The 23,813-nt window shown below is 51.2% G+C and carries 19 protein-coding genes; 14 read left to right on the forward strand and 5 right to left on the reverse strand.

Annotated elements, in window-relative coordinates; all coding sequences use genetic code 11:
• Nucleotides 1-163: 163 nt before the first annotated feature.
• The 4 genes from RGU72_RS03330 to RGU72_RS03345 form a co-directional block, all read right to left on the reverse strand.
• Nucleotides 164-985, reverse strand: coding sequence for an abortive infection family protein (locus RGU72_RS03330; protein ID WP_322118373.1), 822 nt, complete (start codon nt 983-985; stop codon nt 164-166).
• Between the two features lie 198 nt (nt 986-1,183).
• Nucleotides 1,184-5,218: a helix-turn-helix domain-containing protein gene (locus tag RGU72_RS03335; protein ID WP_322118374.1), complete on the reverse strand. Its 4,035-nt coding sequence runs from the start codon at nt 5,216-5,218 to the stop codon at nt 1,184-1,186.
• Nucleotides 5,219-5,496: 278 nt separating this feature from the next.
• Complete coding sequence (locus RGU72_RS03340) at nt 5,497-6,339, reverse strand: nucleotidyl transferase AbiEii/AbiGii toxin family protein (RefSeq protein WP_322118375.1); 843 nt, start codon at nt 6,337-6,339, stop codon at nt 5,497-5,499.
• Entirely contained in the window at nt 6,339-7,175 is an 837-nt protein-coding gene (locus tag RGU72_RS03345) for a type IV toxin-antitoxin system AbiEi family antitoxin domain-containing protein (RefSeq protein WP_322118376.1), read from the reverse strand. Before RGU72_RS03345 ends, RGU72_RS03340 begins: the two co-directional genes overlap by 1 nt.
• Nucleotides 7,176-7,198: 23 nt before the next feature.
• On the opposite strand from RGU72_RS03345, the gene RGU72_RS03350 reads away from it, so the two are divergent.
• From RGU72_RS03350 to ldcA, 5 genes are all read left to right on the forward strand, one after another.
• Nucleotides 7,199-7,390 carry a hypothetical protein gene (locus RGU72_RS03350; protein WP_322118377.1) on the forward strand — a complete coding sequence of 64 codons (192 nt, stop codon included), beginning with the start codon at nt 7,199-7,201 and terminating at the stop codon, nt 7,388-7,390.
• Nucleotides 7,391-7,681: 291 nt separating this feature from the next.
• Nucleotides 7,682-8,317, forward strand: a complete 636-nt coding sequence (gene queE / locus RGU72_RS03355) for a 7-carboxy-7-deazaguanine synthase (RefSeq protein WP_322118378.1) — start codon at nt 7,682-7,684, stop codon at nt 8,315-8,317.
• A 37-nt stretch (nt 8,318-8,354) separates the two neighbouring features.
• Nucleotides 8,355-8,798, forward strand: a complete 444-nt coding sequence (gene queD / locus RGU72_RS03360) for a 6-carboxytetrahydropterin synthase QueD (RefSeq protein ID WP_322118379.1) — start codon at nt 8,355-8,357, stop codon at nt 8,796-8,798.
• Between the two features lie 27 nt (nt 8,799-8,825).
• Nucleotides 8,826-9,338 carry a tRNA adenosine(34) deaminase TadA gene (gene tadA, locus RGU72_RS03365; RefSeq protein WP_322118380.1) on the forward strand — a complete coding sequence of 171 codons (513 nt, stop codon included), beginning with the start codon at nt 8,826-8,828 and terminating at the stop codon, nt 9,336-9,338.
• Between the two features lie 329 nt (nt 9,339-9,667).
• On the forward strand, nt 9,668-10,609 hold the full coding sequence (gene ldcA / locus RGU72_RS03370; protein WP_322118381.1) for a muramoyltetrapeptide carboxypeptidase: 942 nt from the start codon (nt 9,668-9,670) through the stop codon (nt 10,607-10,609).
• A gap of 236 nt (nt 10,610-10,845) precedes the next feature.
• On the opposite strand, the gene RGU72_RS03375 is transcribed toward ldcA, so the two are convergent.
• The gene (locus RGU72_RS03375) at nt 10,846-12,531 is read right to left on the reverse strand and encodes an MFS transporter (protein WP_322118382.1); all 1,686 of its coding nucleotides are present in this window, start codon (nt 12,529-12,531) and stop codon (nt 10,846-10,848) included.
• Nucleotides 12,532-13,036: 505 nt separating this feature from the next.
• Between RGU72_RS03375 and RGU72_RS03380 the strand changes: the two genes are divergently transcribed.
• The 9 genes from RGU72_RS03380 to RGU72_RS03420 all read left to right on the forward strand — a co-directional run bounded on the left by RGU72_RS03380 (nt 13,037) and on the right by RGU72_RS03420 (nt 23,812).
• The gene (locus tag RGU72_RS03380; RefSeq protein WP_322118383.1) at nt 13,037-14,215 is read left to right on the forward strand and encodes an acetyl-CoA C-acyltransferase; all 1,179 of its coding nucleotides are present in this window, start codon (nt 13,037-13,039) and stop codon (nt 14,213-14,215) included.
• Between the two features lie 247 nt (nt 14,216-14,462).
• Nucleotides 14,463-16,280 carry an acyl-CoA dehydrogenase gene (locus RGU72_RS03385; protein ID WP_322118384.1) on the forward strand — a complete coding sequence of 606 codons (1,818 nt, stop codon included), beginning with the start codon at nt 14,463-14,465 and terminating at the stop codon, nt 16,278-16,280.
• 44 nt (nt 16,281-16,324) lie between these two features.
• Nucleotides 16,325-17,116, forward strand: a complete 792-nt coding sequence (locus tag RGU72_RS03390; RefSeq protein ID WP_322118385.1) for an SDR family oxidoreductase — start codon at nt 16,325-16,327, stop codon at nt 17,114-17,116.
• Nucleotides 17,117-17,296: 180 nt separating this feature from the next.
• A complete protein-coding gene (locus RGU72_RS03395; protein ID WP_322118386.1) occupies nt 17,297-17,827 on the forward strand; it encodes a PaaI family thioesterase in 531 nt (176 codons plus the stop codon).
• 496 nt (nt 17,828-18,323) lie between these two features.
• Entirely contained in the window at nt 18,324-19,586 is a 1,263-nt protein-coding gene (locus RGU72_RS03400; RefSeq protein ID WP_322121558.1) for a serine hydrolase, read from the forward strand.
• A gap of 7 nt (nt 19,587-19,593) precedes the next feature.
• Entirely contained in the window at nt 19,594-20,595 is a 1,002-nt protein-coding gene (locus RGU72_RS03405) for an NADP-dependent oxidoreductase (RefSeq protein ID WP_322118387.1), read from the forward strand.
• A 135-nt stretch (nt 20,596-20,730) separates the two neighbouring features.
• On the forward strand, nt 20,731-21,666 hold the full coding sequence (locus tag RGU72_RS03410) for a glutathione S-transferase family protein (RefSeq protein WP_322118388.1): 936 nt from the start codon (nt 20,731-20,733) through the stop codon (nt 21,664-21,666).
• 74 nt (nt 21,667-21,740) lie between these two features.
• Nucleotides 21,741-22,643 (forward strand): SDR family oxidoreductase, encoded by a 903-nt coding sequence (locus RGU72_RS03415; protein ID WP_322118389.1) that lies wholly within the window; start codon nt 21,741-21,743, stop codon nt 22,641-22,643.
• Between the two features lie 272 nt (nt 22,644-22,915).
• Nucleotides 22,916-23,812, forward strand: a complete 897-nt coding sequence (locus RGU72_RS03420; RefSeq protein ID WP_322118390.1) for an alpha/beta hydrolase — start codon at nt 22,916-22,918, stop codon at nt 23,810-23,812.
• Nucleotide 23,813 lies beyond the last annotated feature (1 nt).

The raw sequence follows: 23,813 nt of genomic DNA on the forward strand, positions 1-23,813 counted from the left end.
GCCGGAGGCGTCAGGGATCAATGCCGAATGGCCGTGACTCGGCACGAGGCGCGGGGCAACGCCCGCGAGCCCGACGGCGGCAACGCCGGGACGCCCGGCATCGCTCAACAAAATTCACTGCACAGTAAATATTGCTGTTTGGTCGAATATCGATACGGACGAATTAAAACGGCAAATCGTCGTCGGGTGCCACGATCGTTATCGGCGTAGTCGCGTGTTTCGTTCTGGCTTCGATTGATTTGATGAAGCGAATCGAACTGGCAACGTGGTTGAAGATGAGCAGGCTTTCCTCGTAGTTGAGGATTGGGTTGTCATGGGCCAGGCTCTTGTTGTTGCGAACGTCACTGAAGGCTTCGAGCACAGAAATGCTGGATTTCAGGATGCGCTCGGTCATCACCGATTCAAGGTGACCTGCGTCGCGTAGGCGTTTCACATATTCGCCGAAAATGCTGTGCAAGGCTTTGTCGCGGTTGACTTCAACGCCGCGCTGCTCGCACAGTGTGCGCACGTATTTGATGACGAACGTGTGCAGCCGATCCAGAGCCGCTTCGGGCTGGTTTTTCTCGATGGCTTCGCGCACATGTTGAGCAACCGTTTCAAAGTCGCGCTCGTCGACCGTGGCGGTCAGTGCATCCAGTTCGGCGACGGGTGTGTCGCGCATCATACGGCTGGCGATTTTCCAGCAATCGTCGGTCAGTTCGGTCAATCCCGGCTCGTCGCCCAAACAGTTCTCAGCCTGACCGTACAAGATCAGCGCTTGGATTACTTTGCCGACCAGGTGGTTGCCTTCGACCTTCCAGAATCCGCGCATACGGTTGGCTTTGGAAGTACCACGCTCGCGGTAGACAGCGGTATCGATGTCACGGCGCGTGTGTTCCTCGAAAAACTCGCTGAATGTGCGATCGGTGAAATTGAGCACGTAGCCGCCACCCATGCGAAATAGCCGTTCGAGTTTGCGATGTTCTATGGAAGACAAATCGGCCATGGTGCATCCCTTTGGTGAGTAGGTAACCGGTCGGCCGCCGACCTTCGGCAAGTTGGCGGCGCGAACGACGCGCAGCGCCGAACGGACGTTTAGGCACGACCGCCAACGAAAAGCCAAAACGAGAATCGGATGAAGACGGAACCTTCAAAAATTCCATCCCACAACTCTGAGCGAGACAGAGCGCTGAGCGCGCCGATTTCAGGCATCAGCATCCTCCTCGTCCATGCTGCGCCCCTCCTCAAGCTGGCGTTCGATCGCGTGGGCAGCGTAGTCCCGGAGGTCTCGGTAGAGCTCGAATGTCGCGTCGCTCTTTGCAAGGTGCGCCAGACGCTGCTCCGCCATCTGCTTGAGTTCGAGATCAGCATCGAACGGCTTGCCGGGTGCCCCCGAACGGACTCCACTCACGCTGGCCGCGAAGATCGCTGAGGAAAGATCCTTATGCGCCTTGCGGCTAATGCCACGCGCAGCCTTCAGCGTTCGTGCTGCGAATCCCTCATTGGCATGGATGAAGCGAGGGCCGGCATCGCGAAGAATTGCAGTAACGACCTTCAAGTGCTCGGCGGAGCCACCGGTGAACCAGTCCTCCATGGTCGCGACGCACACCGCACCGTACGGACTGCAGAGCGACTGCATGAGTTCGGCGAAGCGGTAGCTGAACGTGTAGTCACCGATCCGTGCGAGCGCCCAGTCGAGCAGGCCGCGAAGGAGCGCCGGCCCCTCAGATAGGGACATGAGGTTGAGCGCATCCCGGTCATGAAGGACACCACCAAGGGGTTGCTTTTGCCAATCGTCGGAGGCTATCGCATCGTCGATGCGCGCCATAGCCAATTCGAGGACCAAGCCCGGTGCCCGTCGAATAACCTTCTTCAGGAACGCGTTGACCCAGTGATCGTCTAGGCGAGATGCGTGGCGCAGACCGCCGATCAGTCTTTGCAACTGGTCGTCGCGGATCAGATCGAACGGAATCGTCTCTTCGTGAACAATCCACATGAAGAAGTCGCGCGCGTAGCGCAGTGCGTTTTCCATGTCGACACTTGCCAGGAGCTCGATTGCCAGCCGCTTGTCTGTCCGCGCTACCTCGTGCGCGATGCGCGGCGCGCACCAGAGGACCGCCCCTTCGCGGCTGGCGAAGACACGTTTCAGCGCGACAAGGTCGAGCTCAGAATACGGGGCGATATTGGACGCGAACAGATAGCCCTCCGCAACCATCTGAAGCTGCGAGTCGCTCTTCGCGAGTAACTCCTCGATCAATGCAGACACTTCCTCACGGGCGCTAGTCAGCAGGACTCCCAGGGCTCGCCCAACGTGCGGAGAGAGCTGAGAACTTTCGCCACGCAGATACGCTTGCACGAGATGCCGGGCAAGCGATAGGTTCGATTGCAGCAGGCGACCGAGGAAGAGTTGGGCGGGCCCGTAGTTCGGGGAGCCGGTCGCGCGGGTGATGTCCTCCAAGCGGTCATGCAGGAATTGCGCGAGTCGGGTCGGCTCAGGGTACTGCGCTCCAAGTTCGAGGCAGAGCGCGTCGATGTCCGCGTCGTGTTGCGGGCGGCCGGTGTTCTCTTCCATCGGCCACGTATTCGTACCCCAGGCGTCCATGAACGCGCGGATCGTGCGCGTGACGAGGTCGCGACTGAGGCGAGCGAGAATCCGTCGCGCCGGCGCCTGGGTACGCGCGGGACCGTAGAACGCGTGCCAATGAACTGACTCCGCGACCCTGAGCAGGATTGTTGCGGGCACGTCTGCTGTGCCGAGCAGCGTATCGATCCTTTCGAGCGTTTCGAGGAATTCGTCGCCCCAGGGGTCAGCGATGCCGGGCTGAGCGGCGATAGGCCCGCGGAGGGCATCGGCGAGATGCTGTGCGGCCAGAAAGGCGCGGCGCTGATTCGTATGTGAGAGGCTTGAGAGTAGCTCGGCGATGATCCGCTGCCGCACTTGTTTGACCCTCTCGCGCTGGACCGCGTACGTCGAGATCGTGATTTCGCGGCTCGTGGCAGCGGACGTGAAGCGACCTTCGGTCGCGAGGGCGCCTTTGAGCACGTCGAATGGCGTGTACGGTCCGTTCCAGCTCTCCGGGTAGTCGAGGAGCGATAGCGCGAAATCGACAACGCCCTCGACGAATTCGGCCGGTTTCCGAGGCTCCGGCGTCGCAAGCTCTATCAGGAGTCGAATCGCGTGGTTCGGATGCTGGTGCGTCGGTCGTGCATCGTGTTGTCCGGCTTCCCAGAGCAGCGAGCATGCATCGGCGAGGTAGTTGATATGGTACGTCGCGCCATGGGCGATGCGACACACGTCCTCGTCCTGCCCATGCCCGCCGTCAATCAGTCGTCGAGCGAAGGCGAGGGCTTGTCGAGGCTGGAAGTACGCCGCCGCAGCTGCAGATTTTACCTGTGCATGCACGTAGTCGTCTTCCCATGCGAGCAGCGACCACAGCCCGTCGAGTAGCGTGCTCGCAGATGCGTCTCCTTCGTTCCGCCGCCAGTCGAGCCGCCCGAGGTTCAGCAGTACATGCTCCTTGTGCTCGGGTATGGATGCGGCGAAGACCTTCTCGGCGTGGCCGTTCGAAGCACCGCTTGCCGTGATGCACGCCGATTCGATGATCGAGTCGGCCAGCAGATCGGGTGACAGCCGGTATTTAGCGCCCCGTTTGAAGAGCACCCCAGCATCGACAAGGAGTCGCACCAAGCGTGACGCATCGGGGGCCTCGATCCCCTCGATGTTCGCGAGCAGTTCCAGCACGTGCTTGTCGTCAGGGACAACGGGCTGGATGAGCGCCAGCACGCGAAGGATCGCATGCACGCGCTCTTGGTCTTTCCCCTGCGCGATTCCCTGCGCGATGACTTTCTCGTAATGCTTCAACACCGTCGTTCGGAAGACCTCATTCGAGCCGAACAGCTCCGGGTGCAGTCCTTCGGTGGCGACGATCTGCGCGCCGACTACGACGGCCAGCGGACTGTCGTACGCCACGGCCGCGATCTCTTTGGCGGACTCGATCGGCGCCCCGTTCTTGGAGAGCACCTGGGTAGCTAAGGCGATCCCGTCCTGCTTCGTTGGCTTGCCCAGTGTGATCGACCTGGTCAGGTTTCCCGTCAGTCCGTAGCGCGCCAGTTCGCGCTGTACGACATCGGTCCAATACGACCGATAGACCAGAAGTAAACGCGCCTGGGAGCGACTGTCGGCTGCGTAGCGAATGAGTTGGACCAAATCACTGCGGTCATGAACGTCATCGACAACGAGCAGCTTCTCGCCAGCCCCCAAATCCTCAAGGCTCTTCGCCGTGATTTCCTCCGTGGGCGAGGCTACGACCACGCGAACGCCCGGGTACTGCGAAGCGAACGCTTCAAGGGCAGTACGCAGCACCCGTGACTTCCCTTCACCTGCACGGCCGATCAGACTCACCGCAAGTACGCTGGGATCTGCGAAGGCGTGCGCGAGCCCATCGAGTTCCGTTCTGCGGCCTACGAGTTCCCAGCGCTGATTGAAAACACGACCTTCCACGAGCTGCGGCGCGAAGAACGCCTCTACCGTTTGCCACGGCCCTGCGGCCAGCTCGCCCGTCAGCGCGAAGCGCTGCGTCGGGAAGTAGATGTCGGCGATGCGCACCTGCTCGCGCTTCGGCAGGGTGCGGAAGACCCGTGTGATGTCGACTTGGTCCCAGAGGTCCCATCCACGCACGCGTTTGATTTCGCCGCGCGCGTCGGGACTGGCGACGCGGGAGAGGAGGAGGTGCTTCTTCTTCGCGGCGATCGTCTGGTCCTTGATCGCCTTCTTAACCTTCTCGGGGCCGAACTCCGCTACGCGCTTGCATTGGTACGTGTGCAGGTCGCCGTTGGCGAACAGCGCCTCAATGTCGATGCCGTACTGCTTGTGGCCCGTCTTTCCCGCCAAGTGTACGTCCGCTGTTCCTTGGTGGTGGGTCGCGAGAAGATCGAGGCAGAAGTATTCGAAGCTGTCGGGCAGCAGGCTTGGGAGCGGAAGCAGCCGATCGAAAGACACCGTCGTCACCTCAGGGGCATACCCTGCGGCGTTCGTCAGTTCCGTTACGTCAACCTTGAGCACCGCAGCGAGCTTTGACAGCTCATTGGTGCGGGGCCGGGAAGTTCCCGCTTCCCAGCGGCTAACGGTTTGCTGGGACATGCCGAGGTGATGAGCGAGCTCGGCCTGCGTTGCTATGCCTATGGCCATCCTCAGATCGCACATCCGCTTGCCTAGCGCTTCGTATTTAGGAAGTTTCATTTTCAATACTCACTTTGTGTGTATGACATGTGCAACACATTATATGAGTACGGAATTTTTGTCAATGATCGTCGTAAAGCTGCTCCTGATGTCATGCTGTAAGTCATCTTCAGCATGAGCGCCCAGCGCTCGCAGCCATTCCTATTGAGCTTGATGGCGTCGTCGCTTGCCTGACACGACGAGGTTGCGGGGTGCGCCTACGCTGGAGGTAGCGCTACGGACGCGATGCGCAGTAGTGATGAGGAGAGGAAGCCATACATCGGCACGCCGATAATCGATCAGCCGGCCGCCTTCGGCAAGTCGGCGGCGCGAACGGCCCGCAGCACTTCCCGAAAAACGTCATCGAACGGCGGCAGTTGGTTCATCTGGTGCGCGAGGCGGGCAGTCCAGAGTCGCCGCAGACGATCTTCCTTGGCGGCGATTGCCTGCTCCATGCCTGCGACGACGCGCTGCCGCAGCGCCAACTTGGCATCAAGTTCGACGCGCATTTCCGCTACGCGCAAGTCCGTAGAACCGAACAGATACCAGAGGTCGTACAAGTCGCGCGGTTCATTGCGCGCCCGGTCGCTCAATGCCAGCAGCTTTTCAACCACGATTTCCTTGATGGCATAGACCCTCAAGGTTGGCCCTTCGGGTAAATCGTCAAAGCTATCGTAGATGCGATGAATCGGGCGATCTTGCAGCGGGAAGCACAGGACTTCGGTGATCGTGATATCAACCTTCACGTCGTTTGCAGCGGGCAGTGGCCCCTGGTAGCGCAGATAAAACGTGTGGCTGTTCTGGTGGCTGTGGCGGTCTTCGCGGTCGAATGCGATTCGCAAGCCGCAGGCGGCCTCAACTGCCGCAAAGATTTCGGCTAACCCTGCCAGAATTTCTTCAAGGGTGATCGGACGGGTCAATGTGAAGTCCAGGTCTTCCGAAAACCGATAGTCCTCAAACCAGCAACGTCGCAGGGCCGTGCCACCTTTGAATGCCAGTACCTCGCGCAGCGGATGACCGGCCAGACCGGTCAGGAACCAAGCCAGCACGTAATCGCGTTCGATAACGGCCTCGGGAATGCGCCGCCCGCCGGCGCTCATCAGCGTGTTCGAGATCAGGGAGATATTGCGTTGTGGAATCATTAGCCAAGCCTTACGGTATCGAGTTCTTCAGGAGTCACGTTGAGCTGGAGCCGCCAACGTGAGAGGAATGCCCCTTCGGGGGGGAGTAGTGGATCAAGGCGCTGGTACGTTGCCGTCAGCATGCCGAGCAATGGTTCCAGCGCCGACGCATCGGCGAGGCCATAGTGTTCCAGCAGGTAGCCGAGGCGGCGCACGATGGCGCCGACGCCGAGGCGTCGTGCGTAGTCCACTAGCCGTTCGACTTTCAGTACGTCGCGCTTCATCCATAAGCCCTTGGCGACTTCGGTAATGCCACCGACAAATGCCGGGTGCCGAAGCCCGTCGATGATCGTGCGCTCCATGTCGCTGATCATCACGAAGCGCTCTTTGTCGATCCAGTGCTTCATGACCCCGAATTCTTGTTCCGCAGTGATGTGGACAAACCGGAAGTCATAGCCGCCGACCGTCTGCGGACGCACGCGCCGCGTACATGACACATACACGGTGAAGTTCGGCTGCGTCACCATGCGGTGCAGTTCAAGCGCGGTGCCGTGCGACAGGAAGTAGGGCGCGGCACCGGCGAGTTCACGCGCGATCAGGTACGGGCTGTCGATGTGCTCAGTGGCCCGGCCGAGTTCGAAGGGGACGAGGTTGTACAAACCGGGCTTCAGTCGCGTCACCAAGCCTCGCTGCTGAGCCTTGTGCACGAGATTGCGGGCAGCAGCAGCCGTCAAGCCGGTGATCGAGCCGACATCCGCCAGCGTGAACGTAGACCGGCGCAGTTCATTCAGCTCAGTGAAGAGCTGCGCTGCCCGTGGGCCTAGCGTCTTTGTTTGCAAGTGATATTTTACGCTCAATTTGCGCCCCTAAAGGAAACGTAATGCGCAGTAAATATAACACTAACGATATCCAGCGGCAAGCTTGTTTCCCCCTGGGAGACGAATTCAGCGTAAAATGTAACAGTAAAAATTCAATCGTGAAAGTCGCCATGGGCCGCGCCAAGAAGAGAGTTGTTGGCGCAGGCATGCCTTTGACCTTGGGTTTCATGGGTTGGAATACGCTCGATGTATAGCGTTTGGTAATGAGAAATCGTTGCTTTATACTTGTCCTTGAGTGGAAAAACGTAGGATGCAATGACTCCGATGGGCTTCCAGACCCCCTCGATAGTTGATGATTGATGTGGAAGAGTAGTCGCCGCACAAACCGAGTGCATCTCCCGCGCCAGTCAAAGCGTTTGTTTTTTGACGGTAAATATGACGGTAAATTAGATGTCCCATACAGAGAAAGCCTGTATTCATGCGGGTTTGCAGGCCTTGGAAACAATTGAATGGGAATAACTGAATAAAAGTGAGCGAGTAGTTTTGTGACTTACAGCATCAAAGAAATTTTTTATACGCTACAGGGCGAAGGCAATCATGCTGGTCGCCCTGCGGTTTTTTGTCGTTTTGCCGGTTGCAATTTGTGGACGGGCAGAGAAGAAGACCGGGCAACGGCGATTTGCCAGTTTTGTGACACCGATTTTGTCGGAACCGATGGCGAGCGCGGCGGCAAGTTTAAACAGGCGCCAGAGCTGGCAGCGACGATCAATAACCTATGGCCGCAAGACTATGCCGCAAACAAATATGTCGTTTTCACAGGCGGCGAGCCTTTATTGCAGTTAGATACTGAATTAATCACCGCCATGCATGCAGTTGGTTTTGAAATCGCGATTGAAACCAATGGCACACTGCCAGTCCCGGAAGGCGTCGACTGGATTTGTGTCAGCCCTAAAATGGGTGCTGAACTGCTGGTACGCAAAGGCAATGAACTCAAAGTCGTGATCCCGCAACTGGGACAAAATATGCAGGCATATGCAGCATTAGATTTTCAGCATTACTTTGTGCAAGCGATGGACGGCCCGCAACAAGCCAAGAATTTGAAAATCGCTGTCGAATTCTGCAAGCAACATCCGCATTGGAAGCTCAGTTTACAAACCCACAAACTTCTTCAAATACCGTAATTTTTGTCATCTTCAGTTATCTTAGTTTAGGCCTTACATGCTCACCATCACAAGAAAAGTCGAATTCGATACCGGACATCGGATTCCTGATCACAACAGTCAATGCCGTAATTTGCACGGGCATCGCTACACTTTGCTCATCACATTGACCGGTGAAGTGGTGGAAAAAGATGGTGAGTCCGACAATGGCATGATTATGGATTTTAGCGACATTAAAGCGCTGGCAAATCAATATTTGGTCGATCTCTGGGATCACGCATTTATCGTGTACGAAAAAGATACCGTTGTCAGACAGTTTTTGGAAAGTATGCCCAATCACAAAACTGTGGTCATTGATCGCGTCCCGACGGTAGAAAATCTGGCGAAAATCGCTTTCGACATCCTCAAAGATGTCTATCATGATCGTTACGGACGTACTTTATCGCTCACCAAAGTAACGCTCTACGAAACACCCAATTGCTGGGCCGAGATTGACGGCTAAGCCAAATTCACACACTGCTCATTTCTCGTGACCTCGATCCTAACTGCCAGCGCGCAAGCAAGCAGTGACACTGATTTTATGCAACTCGCATTAATTCAGGCGCAAGTTGCCTGGGATTTGGGCGAAGTGCCAGTTGGTGCCGTATTGGTCAAAGACGGTGAAGTCATCTCTGTCGGTTACAACCATCCAATCGGCAAACACGATCCGACCGCACATGCAGAAATCATGGCTTTACGCGCTGGTGCCCAGATTTTGGGTAATTATCGGCTGCCAGGTTGCGAGCTCTATGTCACCTTAGAGCCCTGCGTCATGTGCGCTGGTGCCATGATGCATGCACGCTTGGCGCGAGTCATTTTTGGTGCTAGCGATCTAAAAACCGGTGCTTGCGGCTCGGTACTGAATTTGTTCGAGCAAGAAAAACTCAATCACCATACCAGCGTTACTGGCGGGCTAATGGCAGACAATTGCAGTAACTTACTCAAAGATTTTTTTGCCAGCCGAAGAGCCGCTCAGAAGAAAACGCCTGTGATTGATGCTTAAGATCGAGGACTAAGATTAGTTCAGTGAATTGCTTAGGTGAAATGTGATGTGAATAAATATACTTGTGGTAAGTATATATCGATCGTCCATATAATCATTGCGCATTAGGGCATATTTTCTATAAATGGTGGGGAGTATAGGATATTTGTTGTGATGTTTATTGCCCGAAAATGGATCGGTAGATCGCCTCTAAAACTGGTTGAAACTCTAATGTTTGCTCTGCATCCGATCAGAACTTTATGCTATATCCCAACCAGAATTTTGATTAGAATTTCAACGTCAACTCTAATTCCCATCAACTGATCGTCAGACCGGCAGATTTATCGCATATGACTATTTTTACTCGCAAAAACAATTCGGACTCCAAGCAAGATTCACGCAAACCAGGCATTGCTATTGTCGCTGCCAGTGGTTGTGCGAATGATGAGCCAGGCGTAGTGCGTGGCTTGCAAGTCCTACGAGATCGCGGATTTGAGGTTTATAACTACTATCAGCCAGATAAAAAATTCCAGCGTTTTGGTGGCACTGATAGTCAACGCGCAGCGCAATTGCATGACGCGGCTGACAATCCTGATGTCGATATCATCATGGCCTTGCGTGGCAGTTACGGCTTATCGCGTCTGCTGCCACATCTGGATTATAAAAAATTAGTCTCTAGCGGAAAATGCTTTGTTGGCTATAGCGATTTCAATGCGCTGCATCTGGCTTTGCTATCGCAAGGTCATCAAGCGAGTATTTCTGGCCCGATGTTGTGTGATGATTTTAGTCGTGAAGATCTGAGTGAGTTTACTCTACAGAGCTTTTTTAATTGCATCAAAAATACGCATCATCATGTTGAGTTTGATACCAACGCTTCGCCAGAATGTGATGTGGCAGGGACGCTGTGGGGTGGAAATTTAGCAATGCTGACGCATCTGGCCGGTACGCCGTATTTCCCCAAAATCGACAATGGTATTTTATTCGTAGAAGATATCGCAGAGCATCCTTATCGGGTAGAACGCATGATGTTGCAACTGCATTTTGCTGGTGTATTGGAACAGCAATCTGCGATTGTATTTGGCGATTTTTCTGGATACAAATTAGCCGCGCATGACAATGGCTACAACTTTGAACAGATGATTCAATTTCTGCGCGAAACCGTAAAGGTGCCCATCATCACGGGATTGCCGTTTGGTCATATCAAAGACAAAGCGTCGTTAGTGATTGGCAGCCAGGCCAGTCTATTGTGCCAGCGGGGCAAGGTCAGACTTGAGATGCACTATGAGTTTTAGCATTGACTTTCGCTTTGATTGTAGATACTGCATGTAAGTATATTTTAATCGTCTAGGTAAATTATGGGCTAGCGGCGATATTTGGAGAAAATATAGGGGAGTATATTGATCCTTTCAATTTCTTAATAGCGAAAATTTAAAGACGCAACAAATAAAAGAGAGAGAAGTGTTAGTGCGCTAAGACAATAAAAAAGCCGTCAAATGATTGACGGCTTTTTCTTTAAGCAAAAGGCTTTTTAATCCCCTGCGTAAATATCGTTATCTTTTGTTTCTTTTACAAACAAGACGCCGATTACGAATGTGATTAAAGCGAAGATGATCGGGTACCACAGACCGTAGTAAATATCACCTTTATAAGCTACCAGCGCAAATGCGGTGGTCGGCAATAAACCGCCAAACCAGCCGTTACCAATGTGGTAAGGCAATGACATCGATGTGTAACGAATACGGGTAGGGAACATCTCTACCAGCATTGCAGCAATCGGGCCATATACCATCGTCACATATAGAACTAGTATGAAAAGAAGGCCAAGAATCATCCACCAATTGCCCGAAGCAAAAGGGATCGGATCAGCTTTAGCTGGATAGCCTGCAACTTTGATTGCTTCTGCAACAGCTTTCTTGAACTCGGCTTCTTTCTTTTTACTGTCGGCGTCAAAATTACGTCCATCGGGAGTCAGCACAGCATTAAACGATGGAACTTCTTTGTCACCTAATCTAATCACTGCCAGGCTACCAGCAGGTGCTGCGACGTTCGCGTAGTTTACTGAACTAGTGGAAAGCACTTGCTTCGCGATATCGCATGAAGAGATAAATTTAGTCTGACCAGTTAAGTTGAACTGAAATTGGCAAGATGCGGGATCGGCATATACTGTAACAGGTGAATTTTGCAATGCTTTTTCTAATGCTGGATTGCCGTAGTGAGTCAAACCACCAAATATTGGGAAATAAGTCAAAGCAGCAATCAGACAGCCACCTAAGATAATAGGTTTGCGTCCAATTTTGTCAGAGAGTGATCCAAAAATGAGGAAGAATGGTGTGGCAAGCAACAAGGACGCAGCGATTAATATGTTTGCCGTTGCGCCATCAATTTTCAAAGTTTGCGTCAGAAAGAACAAAGCATAGAATTGGCCTGTGTACCAGACTACTGCCTGTCCCATAGTCAATCCAACCAAAGCAAGAATAACAATTTTCATGTTTTTCCATTGGCCAAATGCTTCTGTCAAAGGCGCTTTAGAGGTCTTACCTTCTGCTTTCATTTTGGCAAAAGCAGGTGACTCATTCATGGATAAGCGAATCCAGACTGAAACACCCAGTAAGATGACGGATACCAAAAACGGAATGCGCCAGCCCCAGGCAGCAAACGCATCCTCACCTATGGCAGTGCGAGTGCCCAGAATTACTAACAAGGATAAGAACAACCCCATTGTTGCTGTGGTTTGGATCCAGGCAGTGAATGCACCGCGCTTGCCATGCGGCGCATGTTCTGCCACATAGGTTGCCGCGCCGCCGTATTCACCGCCGAGTGCCAGACCTTGCAAGATTCGTAAAGTTACCAAGATGATCGGAGCGGCCATACCTATTGAAGCGTAATTTGGTAGCAGACCAACGACGAAGGTTGAGCCACCCATGATCAGGATCGTGACCAAGAAGGTATATTTACGACCAATCATATCGCCCAAGCGGCCAAACACCAGTGCGCCAAAAGGTCGAACGATAAAGCCAGCCGCGAAAGCCAGCAAAGCAAAAATAAATGCCGTATTGGGATCGGTGCCTGCAAAGAACTGTTTTGCAATGATGGCTGCGAGTGAGCCATACAGATAAAAGTCGTACCATTCAAATACAGTACCGAGGGAAGACGCGAAAATTACTTTACGCTCTTCAGCCGTCATACTGCCTGACGCTACTGGTCCTGTCGCCATGCTTGTCTCCTGTTTTATTTTAAAGTTGTAAGCAAAAACTAGCTTTACGGAATAGAAAATTTGTAAAGCTTACTTTTAGCGTGGTTGAGTGTGCAGTCTGAAACTTACGGCATGCTTTCTTGAAACTTACAGAACCTTACGAAGAAGGGCGATGTGGACGACGAGGACGACAGGGATGAATTTGTATTCACCAGTTTATAAGGTGAATTTGTGTGGTTTTACCTGCTCAAAATAAGTTAAAATTTTTGCGAACGGTCGTACTAAAAATATGCTATTCTCATATTCAGTTATTTTTGCGTGATGCTTTTGTACCTGGCCTGGTACCGAAATTGACTAACAATCGGGCGCATAATAATGTCCCGTTATCGATTGTAAAATCACTCTTAAAGTCAGTTTTTAAATCGGTTTTAAAGTTGGCAGAAGCGTCCAGAATATTAAGTATGTCCAGTTTGTAGCAATGATCGATTTACCCAAATTAAAAAAATTACCTAAATAGGAGACTCACATGACTGATGCAGTTATCGTATCCACCGCACGTACCGGCCTAGCAAAATCCTGGAAAGGTGCTTTCAATATGACGCATGGCGCCACGATGGGCGGTCATGTCCTCAGTGCTGCGATTGAACGCGCTAAGATTGAAGCTGGCGAGGTGGAAGACGTCATCATGGGATGCGCCACACCGGAAGGCGCAACTGGCAGCAATATCGCCCGCCAGATCGCATTGCGCGGTGGTTGCCCGGTCACGACTGCCGGTATGACAGTCAATCGTTTTTGTTCCTCTGGCTTGCAAACCATCGCTCTGGCAGCCCAGCGTATTATTGCCGGTGAGGGCGATGTTTATGCTGCTGGCGGCGTTGAGTCAATTTCTTGCGTACAGAACGAAGCTAATAAACACATGATCGTTGAAACCTGGTTGAAAGAGCACAAGCCAGAAGTTTACTGGCCAATGCTGCAGACAGCAGAAACCGTCGCCAAGCGTTACAACATCGGCCGTGATCGCCAGGATGAATACGGTGTGCAAAGTCAATTGCGTGCCGCCGCTGCACAAGCCGCTGGTTTATTTAATGCAGAAATCGTTCCGATGACGACCATCATGGGTGTGGCTGACAAAGCCACTGGTATGTTGGTCAGCAAAGAAGTCACGATCTCTTCTGATGAAGGTATTCGTGCAGATACAACGCTGGAAGCGGTATCTAAAATCCGTTCCGCGTTGCCAGGCGGCGTTATCTCTGCCGGTAACGCAAGTCAATTTTCTGATGGTGCCTCCGTCGCGATTTTGATGAACAGCAAATTAGCAGAAGCCAAAGGTCTGCAACCATTGGGTATTTTCCGTGGGTTCGCCATCGCAGGTTGTGAGCCAGATGAAATGGGTATTGGTCCGGTCTATGCGATTCCAAAATTACTGAAAAAAGCGGGTCTCAAAGTAGAAGATATCGGCTTGTGGGAATTGAACGAAGCCTTTGCCGTGCAAGTTTTGTATTGTGCAGACAAGCTTGGTATTCCAATGGATAAACTCAATGTCAACGGTGGTGCGATTGCGGTAGGCCATCCTTATGGCGTATCCGGTGCACGTTTGACTGGGCATGCTTTGATCGAAGGTAAACGCCGTGGCGCAAAATTTGTTGTGGTAACCATGTGTATCGGTGGCGGTCAAGGCGCGGCTGGCTTGTTTGAAGTGGTGTAATTGCTGAGCGACTGATTAGCTTTACTACCTTTCACGGTATAAAAATAGAACCTACGCAAAATTGTCCCGGCAAGGCGTAGCGACGAAGATAGTACTTTAGTACAGCTAGGAGCTACAACGCAGCCGGGGCGTTTTTGCGTAAGTCCTAAAAAATAAAGACGAGTAAGACGGGAGTAATCTGTCTTGCTTTTTTTAAAAGGACGATCCGTCGTCCTGCCAACGTCCAACATCTGATATCCGATCCGCTATGCAATCAAAAATCATCCCCCGCCGCGACCTCGATTTTTTGCTGTATGAATGGCTGAATGTCGAATCCTTAAATCAGCGCGAGCGTTTTGCTGACCACACCCGAGAAACCTTCAATGCTGCGCTCGATACCTGCGAGCAAATCGCCACTGAGTTATTCGCCCCGCATAATAAAAAGAACGATCAGAACGAGCCGCATTTTGATGGTGAAGTCGTACACATCATCCCAGAGGTAAAGACGGCGCTCAACGCGTTTTGCGAAGCGGGTTTGATGGCTGCGGGACAAGATTTTGAACTGGGCGGCATGCAATTACCCTGCGTAGTCGAGAAGGCAGGTTTTGCCTACTTTAAAGGTGCCAACGTTGGTACTTCGTCTTATCCATTTCTGACGATTGGCAATGCCAATACCTTGATGAAATGCGGTACACCAGAGCAAATTGAGCTGTTCGCCAAACCGATGTTGGAAGGCCGCTTCTTTGGCACGATGTGTTTGTCAGAGCCGCAGGCAGGGTCCAGTTTGTCCGATATAGTCACTCGCGCAGAACCTCAGGCCGATGGTAGTTATCGCCTGACCGGTAATAAGATGTGGATCTCTGCTGGCGAGCATGAATTATCGGAAAATATTATCCATCTAGTACTCGCCAAAGTGCCAGATGAGAACGGCAAACTGATTCCAGGTGTTAAAGGGATTTCTCTTTTTATCGTCCCTAAAAAACTCGTCAATGCAGACGGTTCATTAGGTGAGCGCAATGACGTTGTGCTGGCTGGCTTAAACCATAAAATGGGCTATCGCGGCACCACCAATTGCTTGCTCAATTTTGGCGAAGGTAAGTTCAAGCCGGAAGGCAAAGCAGGCGCAATCGGCTATCTGGTCGGTACCTTGCATAAAGGTCTCGCTAATATGTTCCACATGATGAATGAGGCGCGTATTGGTGTTGGTCTGGGTGCAGTTATGCTTGGTTATACTGGCTATCTGCATTCACTGGACTATGCACGAAACCGTCCGCAAGGGCGCAATCCGCAAGCCAAAGATCCTGCTACGGCGCAACTGCCTATCATTCAACATACCGATGTCAAACGGATGTTGCTGGCGCAAAAAGCGTATGTCGAAGGTGGGCTTGCACTGAATTTATATTGCGCTCGTCTGGTAGATGAGGAACGCAGTGCGACAAATCCAGCGGCACGCGCCAACGCCTTATTGTTACTGGATATCTTGACGCCTATCGCTAAGTCCTGGCCCTCACAATGGTGCCTGGAAGCGAATAATCTGGCGATTCAAATCCACGGCGGATATGGTTATACGCGTGAATACAACGTGGAGCAGTTCTATCGCGACAACCGCTTAAATCCGATTCATGAGGGTACGCACGGCATACAAGGTCTGGATTTATTGGGACGTAAAGTTGTCATGCAAGACGGCGCTGCATTACAAGCACTCGGTGCGGAGATGCAAGCGACAATCACTCGTGCAGCCGGTCATCCGGAGTTATCTGACTATGCCCAACCCTTGTCGCTGGCTTTACGTCGCATTGCGATGGTCACACAGCAGTTATATGCTGCCGGTGATTTGAATAAAACACTGGCAAATGCGTCCCTTTATCTGGAGGCATTTGGTCATACCGTCGTCGCCTGGGTATGGTTAGAGCAAGCGCTGTTGTCGGTTGGAAAAGAAACCCATCACGACGCTAATTTCTACGCAGGAAAACTGCAAGCTTGTAAATATTTTTATCAGTGGGAACTACCAAAAGTCCATCAACAATTAGATTTACTGGCGAGTCTGGATACGACGACTTTAGATATGCAAGACGCCTGGTTTTAAAAAATATTAGCTCAAAAATAGATTAAAAATAATCGGAGACAAAGATGAAAACAGTACGCACCTCACAACAATTATTCGACCTCAAAGGTAAAACCGCCTTAATCACTGGCGGCTCTCGTGGATTAGGTTTACAAATGGCAGAGGCATTGGGCGAGCAGGGTGCCAAACTGGTGCTGTCTTCACGCAAACAATCGGATCTGGACGAGGCGGTCGCGCATCTGAAAAGCAAAGGCATAGACGCCAGCGCGATTGCTGCTGATCTGGGCAAAGACGGTACCGTAAAACCGCTGGTCGATGAGGCATTGGCGCGCCTTGGTCATATTGATATCCTCATCAATAATGCTGGCGCAACCTGGGGCGCTCCGGCAGAAGATTATCCGGTTGAGGCATGGGATAAGGTGATGAACCTCAACATCCGCAGTATCTTTTTGTTGTCGCAAGAAGTCGGCAAGCGCTCGATGATTCCTCGCAAATACGGTCGCATTATCAATGTCGCCTCTATTGCTGGTTTGGCGGGCAACGGACCCGGCACCATGCAGACGATTGCCTACAATACGTCCAAAGCGGCAGTCATCAATTTCACTCGCACTCTGGCTGGTGAATGGGGCGTACATGGCATTACTGTGAATGCCGTCGCACCGGGATTTTTTCCGTCCAAAATGACGAAAGGAATTCTGGAAAATCTGGGAGAGGAAAAACTCTCCAAAGAAGCTCCATTACAACGTATTGGTGACGATGAAGATTTAAAAGGCGTTGCCTTATTGTTTGCCTCTGATGCAGGTAAACATATCACTGGTCAAACCTTGGCAGTCGATGGTGGAGTCTCTGCGGTTTAATGCACGCAATTTGAAAACTGAGTCTGAAAACCGACTATTGAATGCAGTTCACAATCCAAACACAGTCGCTCCATTTATTGCTGTGTTTTGTATTCTGCATTCTGATAATTCATTTTTAGAAATGCTCAGAGGGCTGCACTGTGACTGTGCTAAGTCCCGACAATATAACCGGAGATCAGCATGAGCTTGTCTACTACTGAGTCGAAAAAAATTGCAGAAGGTCATTCACATACCGTGACACAGGTTCAGGATGAATCTGCCAGCAATGGTGTTCCGATCCCGCAGCCTACTTCTGCACTCAATCCCTTCCTGCATGATCTTGGAGTTGAATTTTTAGAGATGGACGGGGGTAACGCCAAACTCACTTTAGATTTAACCGAGCGCCATATGAACAGCTGGCAAATCGTCCACGGCGGTGTACTCATGACCATGCTGGATGTGGTGATGGCAATGGCCGGACGATCCTTGTGCGAAGATTTAAAAGGCGTAGTCACGGTTGAGATGAAAACGACTTTTCTGCAACCGGGCGGGATTACTGGCGGCCATATCGAAGCGCGAGGTCATGCTTTTCATCGGTCAACGACCATGTGTTTCTGCGAAGGCGAAATCTGGAACGGCGACAAATTGGTGGCAAAGGCAATGGGTACGTTTAAATACTTACGCCGCTTGAAATCGGGTGAAAATATGAAGAAGCTCTATGGCAGCGACTGACTGAGTGAATGAGTGAGTGATTTAGTTTTTAAAAATATCTGGTTAGCGAGTCAATCTACATTGGTAAAACTCATCTCCTGCCAGCGGGAGAAGAGGGAGTTAATCGCTGATTTGACGCGCAATAGTTATTCGGATGCAGATGTTTAAGTTGGTGAATTATAAATATACTGAGGTGGGGTATTTTTATTCGTCCATATAATCATTGGACGATAAGCCATATTTTAATAAAATCGGGGGGAGTATGTGAATTTCCCCTTTATATTGATCTTATATTTTCTCGATTAACTTTACCAAAGTTCAACCAAAGTTCAACCAAAGTCAGACCAAAGGTATAAGCAAATTAAGTGTCAGCAGGTCCTAATAAATCCAACAGTAAAAACACAGAATGGAAACAGGAGACAGCATGCCCACAACAAAAAGAATACAAAGAACGCGTCAGAAATCATCAATCGCATCGGGCTTTACAATCGCGGCGAAGTTACTCATTGGCGGACTCATGACAACAGCAATCAATACCGCAATCGCACAAACGGCTTTACCTGATCCAGCCAGCACCGATCCAAAAACGCTAGGCTGGATGCAAGGTTTCCCACCCGCGCCAGACAAAGTCGTTAAATTTAGTAACGGCAGTAACTACCAGTTTCCCCGCACCCGTTGGTCGTTTTCGCATGGGCGTGAGTTAGGTCCAACAGCAAACGTCTGGCATGGCACGCTGGCTGCGTCCCCCTTGCCGCAAGCATTGGTCGATCTGGATAAAGTCTCTTTTGTTGATGACAAGGGCGCCAATGCGACCTGGGCCGATATGCTCAACAATACCTATACCGACAGCGTTTTGGTCATGCACAAAGGTCGTATCGTGTATGAGAAATACTTTGGTATCAGCAAACCGCAGTTGCCGCATATCGCTATGTCCGTGACCAAGTCTTTTGTTGGTACTTTGGCTGCAGCAATGTCGGTTGAAGGTAGCCTGGATTCTACTGCGCTGGTGACCAAATATCTGCCTGAATTAAAAGAGTCCGCTTATGGCGATGCTACAGTGCGCCAAGTCATGGATATGACGATTGGTGTGCAATATTCTGAGAATTATGCCGATCCGAAAGCCGAGATTTGGGATTACGCCAGAGCCGGTGGTTTGTTGCCGACAGCACCAACGTATGATGGTCCCAGAACCTTTTATGATTTTCTGGTTAAGCTGAAAAAAGAAGGTCAACACGACGATGCCTTCGCCTATAAAACAGTAAATGCAGAAGTGCTGGCATGGATCATCAAGCGTGCCAGCGGCAAATCGCTGGCGGATTTATTGTCTGAACGTATCTGGCAAAAATTAGGGGTAGAAAATGACGCCTATTTTGCAGTCGATAGCATTGGTACCGAGCAGGGCGGTGGTGGTCTCAATCTTGGCTTGCGCGATATGGCACGGTTTGGCGAGATGATGCGTTTGGACGGCAAGTTTAACGGACAGCAAATTATTCCTAAAGCTGCCATCGATGATATTCGCAAAGGTGGTGATCAGGCCAAATTTGCTAAAGCTGGTTACGCCACTATCCCCGGTTATTCGTATCGCAATATGTGGTGGATAGGTCATAACAGTCACAAAACCTTTGAAGCACGCGGTATTCATGGTCAACGTATTTACATTGATCCGGTGGCCGAAATGGTCATCGTTAAATTTTCTTCTCACCCCATCGCTGCCAATGGCGCAAGTGACCCCATCACTTATCGCGCTTTTCAGGCAGTCGCTAACCAATTAATGAAATGAGATCAACATGAGCACAACAACTTATCAACGTATAGTCCTCGCATCCCGTCCAAAAGGGGAAGTTCAGCCAGATAACTTTCGTCTGGAGACAGTCCCTGTTCCAGAGATCAAAGACGGAGAAGTCTTGATCCGCAATCACTTTATGTCACTCGATCCGTATATGCGTGGTCGCATGGAAGAGTCGAAAAGCTACGCGGTCCCACAAGCCATTGGCGAGACCATGATCGGTGGCACCGTGGGCGAGATCGTCGCGAGTAAAAATCCTCAGTTTGCCGTCGGCGATAAAGTCGTTGGCATGTTGGGCTGGGCAGAGATGGGCGTATCCGACGGCATCATGTTGCGCAAAGTCGATACGACGCATATTCCGTTGTCGGCGTATCTCGGCTCTGTCGGTATGCCAGGGATGACCGCCTGGTACGGTCTAACACAAATCATTCATCCTAAAAAAGGTGAGACGGTCGTAGTCTCCGCAGCCAGCGGCGCGGTCGGTAGTGTGGTCGGCCAGTTAGCTAAACAAATGGGCTGCCGTGTCGTCGGTATCGCCGGTGGCGCAGAAAAGTGCGCTTATGTTGTCAACGAATTAGGCTTTGACGCCTGCATCGATTACAAAGCCGGTAACTTAGAAGCCGACCTCGCAGCAGCGACGCCAGATGGTATTGACGGCGTGTTCGAAAACGTCGGCGGTGAAGTATTCGACGCTAGTCTGGCACGCATGAATCAATTTGGTCGTGTTGCCCTATGTGGCATGATCGCCGGGTACAACGGTGAAGCAATTTCTATCCGTAACGCGCGGGTATTCTTGACCATGCGTGTCACTTTACGCGGCTTCATCGTGTCAGAACATATCGACATGTGGCCACAAGGCTTGAAAGAACTGGGCACGCTGGTTGCTACCGGCAAACTCAAATTCCGTGAATCGATTGCACCAGATTTGGCTGGCGCACCAGAGGCATTTATTGGTTTGCTCAAAGGTAAAAACTTTGGTAAGCAGTTGGTGAAGTTGGTGTAACGGGTCTAACGGATTTAATCAATTTTTCTGCCTCTCACATAAGCGGAGAGGCAGAAAACACAGAAAATTGTTAGAGCTACTGTTGTGCAATTTGATTTGAAAAGCCAATTCCAATAGCCGCAAAAAGAGGTGTTCATGTCCGATATTATTTTTCATCACTATCCAGTGTCACCGTTTTCAGAAAAAATACGTCTGATTTTCGGATTTAAAAATCTGAACTGGAAGTCAGTGATGATTCCGTCCATCATGCCAAAGCCCGATGTGGTCGCGTTGACTGGCGGTTATCGCCGTACGCCGATCATGCAAATCGGCGCAGATATTTATTGTGATACCGCCTTGATTGCTGATGTGTTGGAAACTCTCGCACCAACGCCGTCACTTTATCCAGAAGCGATTGCTGGCTTGTCTAAAACGCTGGCACATTGGGCGGATACGACCTTATTCTGGACTGCGATTGCCTACACATTTCAGCCGGCTGCGATGAGTGGCATCCTGGGTGATGTCACGCCAGAACAGATGAAGGCGTTTGGTGCTGACCGTGCAGCGATGCGCGCCAATGCACCGCGTATGTCTCTGCCAGAGGCGACCGGACAATTGCAAGAGTATCTGCGTCGCTTGGACGCTATGTTGGCGGGTGGTCAAGCGTATTTACTCGGTGATCAGGCGAGTATCGTTGATTTTTCTGTGTATCACGCTTTGTGGTTTATCCGGCGTGTTCCCGCAGTGGCAGGGATTCTGGATGCGCATCCTCTGATTCTTTCGTGGATGGATAAAATCGCTGGCTTCGGTCACGGTCAATCTGAAAAAATGCGCAGTACCGAAGCCATTGAACTCGCCAGTACATCAACGCCAGCTGCTGTCACAGCCAGTTTTATTGATATCCACGGCATTGCGTTGGGTGAGCAAGTCACCATCATGCCTAACGATTACGCACTGGACCCGGTGCAGGGCGAGTTGGTGATATGTAGCGCCAATGAGCTCGCTGTGCAACGCCATGATGAACGCGCTGGTAACGTGACTGTGCATTTTCCACGTGTAGGTTTCCAAATGAAACGCGTAATACCGGCTTGAGCTTTGAGCAAACCAAGTCTTAATTGATCCTTTTGCATTAATCGTTTTTTCCATAAAAATAGCTGGAGACACCCATGAAAAATTTTCAAAATAAAGTAGCCGTTATCACTGGTGGTGGTAGCGGATTTGGCCGTGAATTTGCGCTGATCGGTGCCAAGCTCGGTATGAAGTTGGTATTGGCCGACGTGCAACAAGACGCATTAGATAAAGTCCAAGCCGAGCTAGAGGCAATGGATGCCCAAGTCCTGACAATGCGTTGTGATGTGCGCCATGCGGCAGAAGTGCAGGCTTTGGCCGATGCCACGATGGCAAAATTTGGCGCCGTGCATTTAGTCTTCAATAATGCTGGTGTCGGTTCTGGTGGGCTGATCTGGGAAAACACCCAAGCCGACTGGGAATGGGTATTGGGCGTCAATTTATGGGGCGTGATCCATGGCGTGCGTATCTTCACACCGCTGATGCTGGAATGCGCAAAGACCGACCTTGATTATGAAGGTCACATTGTCAACACAGCGTCCATGGCAGGTTTGCTCAACGCGCCGACGATGGGCGTGTACAACGTTTCCAAGCATGCCGTCGTGTCCTTGTCCGAAACCTTGTTCCAGGATTTAAGCCTAGTCGAAGCACCGATAGGCGCATCCGTCTTATGTCCTTATTTTGTTCCAACCGGCATCAGCCAGTCGCAACGTAATCGTCCCGACGACGTACAAGCATCAGCACCGACAGCAAGCCAAAAAGCCTCGCAAGCGATGTCGGATAAAGCGGTCTCGTCAGGAAAAGTGACTGCGGCAGAAGTTGCGGAAAAAACCTTCAAGGCGATCAGCGATGGACAGTTCTACATCTACTCCCATCCAGCTGCGCTAGGGAATGTACAAGAGCGTATGGAGGATATTATTACGCAACGCAATCCAAGCGACCCATATAAGGCAGTGCCGCACATCCGCGATATGCTGCGCGCAAAGCTGAAGTCCGCCTGATAGCAGTTCCCGATAGTTGACCTGAAGTCTGGCACGGTAATCAAGTTCAATGCCAGACGGATGGGATACAAAATGCGCAGCTTAAGTCGTAAGTAAAACAACGCAAACACGAGATAAGCACAATGGATAATCAATATACTCCTTCCTAGTAATTATAAATCGTCTATATATTATCTGGACAATGAGTTGGTTTTTATAATGATCACGGGGGAGTATGTGTAATTATTAGTTTTAATGCCCAAATATCCAATCAATTTTATGGTGGTGAAATTATGAGTGCAGTCATACAATCAAATCAATTTGCATCACTGTCTAACGGTACTCGTCTGCATTACGCCAGTGCCGGTGAAGCAGGTAAGCCTTTGCTGCTTTTTGTCCATGGATTTCCGGAATTCTGGTACGAGTGGTCGGCTCAGCTGGCCGAGTTTGGTCAGGATTATTTTGCCGTCGCACCGGATCTGCGGGGTTTTAATTTATCGGATATGCCAGCTGATTTGTCTGCCTACAAAGCACGTCACATTGTGGAGGATTTGCGCTTATTAGTTGCGCATCTTGGCTACGAAAAAGTCGTGATCATCGCCCACGATTGGGGCGGTGCGATCTGCTGGAATCTGGCAATCTCCTTCCCGGAGTTGCTGCACAAGTTGATTATCATTAACTCACCACATCCGTACTTGTTTATGCAGGCGCTCAGTTCGGATCCTTCCCAAAAATCGGCAAGCGAATACATGAACTGGTTGCGGGCGGAAGGTTCAGAGAAAGCGCTCGCCAAAGATGATTTTGCTTTGATGGAAGGATTCTTTAACGGAATGGGGCAAGCCAATACGGGCTGGTTTGATGCAGAGACTCGCGCCAAATATCACGAGTGCTGGTCACGTGGCTTGACTGGCGGCGTCAATTATTATCGCGCCTCGCCTTTGCACCCACCGACAGACAGCAATAAAGGACCATTACAACTGCAACTCAATCCTGACGACTTCAAAATCAAAGTGCCGACCCGCGTGATCTGGGGCGAGACCGATAAGGCTCTGCCAAAAACTCTGCTCGATGGGCTAGAGAACTTTATCGACGATTTAGAAGTCGTGCGCATACCAGAAGGTAGTCATTGGGTTATCCATGAACAGCCTGCGCGTATTAATCAATTGATCCGTGGATTTTTAGAGCAATAAA

Origin of the sequence: Undibacterium sp. 5I1 (genome assembly GCF_034314085.1) — a bacterium.
Classification (GTDB): Bacteria; Pseudomonadota; Gammaproteobacteria; order Burkholderiales; family Burkholderiaceae_D; genus Undibacterium.

Coding starts and splice junctions, on each gene's coding strand:
- RGU72_RS03400 (WP_322121558.1), top strand. CDS start 18,324: ATGACAACAGCAATCAATACCGCAATCGCACAAACGGCTTTACCTGAT.
- ldcA (WP_322118381.1), top strand. CDS start 9,668: ATGACTATTTTTACTCGCAAAAACAATTCGGACTCCAAGCAAGATTCA.
- RGU72_RS03395 (WP_322118386.1), top strand. CDS start 17,297: ATGAGCTTGTCTACTACTGAGTCGAAAAAAATTGCAGAAGGTCATTCA.
- queD (WP_322118379.1), top strand. CDS start 8,355: ATGCTCACCATCACAAGAAAAGTCGAATTCGATACCGGACATCGGATT.
- RGU72_RS03350 (WP_322118377.1), top strand. CDS start 7,199: ATGCGCAGTAAATATAACACTAACGATATCCAGCGGCAAGCTTGTTTC.
- RGU72_RS03385 (WP_322118384.1), top strand. CDS start 14,463: ATGCAATCAAAAATCATCCCCCGCCGCGACCTCGATTTTTTGCTGTAT.
- RGU72_RS03405 (WP_322118387.1), top strand. CDS start 19,594: ATGAGCACAACAACTTATCAACGTATAGTCCTCGCATCCCGTCCAAAA.
- RGU72_RS03390 (WP_322118385.1), top strand. CDS start 16,325: ATGAAAACAGTACGCACCTCACAACAATTATTCGACCTCAAAGGTAAA.
- RGU72_RS03420 (WP_322118390.1), top strand. CDS start 22,916: ATGAGTGCAGTCATACAATCAAATCAATTTGCATCACTGTCTAACGGT.
- RGU72_RS03340 (WP_322118375.1), bottom strand. CDS start 6,339: ATGATTCCACAACGCAATATCTCCCTGATCTCGAACACGCTGATGAGC.
- RGU72_RS03410 (WP_322118388.1), top strand. CDS start 20,731: ATGTCCGATATTATTTTTCATCACTATCCAGTGTCACCGTTTTCAGAA.
- RGU72_RS03330 (WP_322118373.1), bottom strand. CDS start 985: ATGGCCGATTTGTCTTCCATAGAACATCGCAAACTCGAACGGCTATTT.
- RGU72_RS03415 (WP_322118389.1), top strand. CDS start 21,741: ATGAAAAATTTTCAAAATAAAGTAGCCGTTATCACTGGTGGTGGTAGC.
- RGU72_RS03335 (WP_322118374.1), bottom strand. CDS start 5,218: ATGAAACTTCCTAAATACGAAGCGCTAGGCAAGCGGATGTGCGATCTG.
- RGU72_RS03380 (WP_322118383.1), top strand. CDS start 13,037: ATGACTGATGCAGTTATCGTATCCACCGCACGTACCGGCCTAGCAAAA.
- RGU72_RS03375 (WP_322118382.1), bottom strand. CDS start 12,531: ATGGCGACAGGACCAGTAGCGTCAGGCAGTATGACGGCTGAAGAGCGT.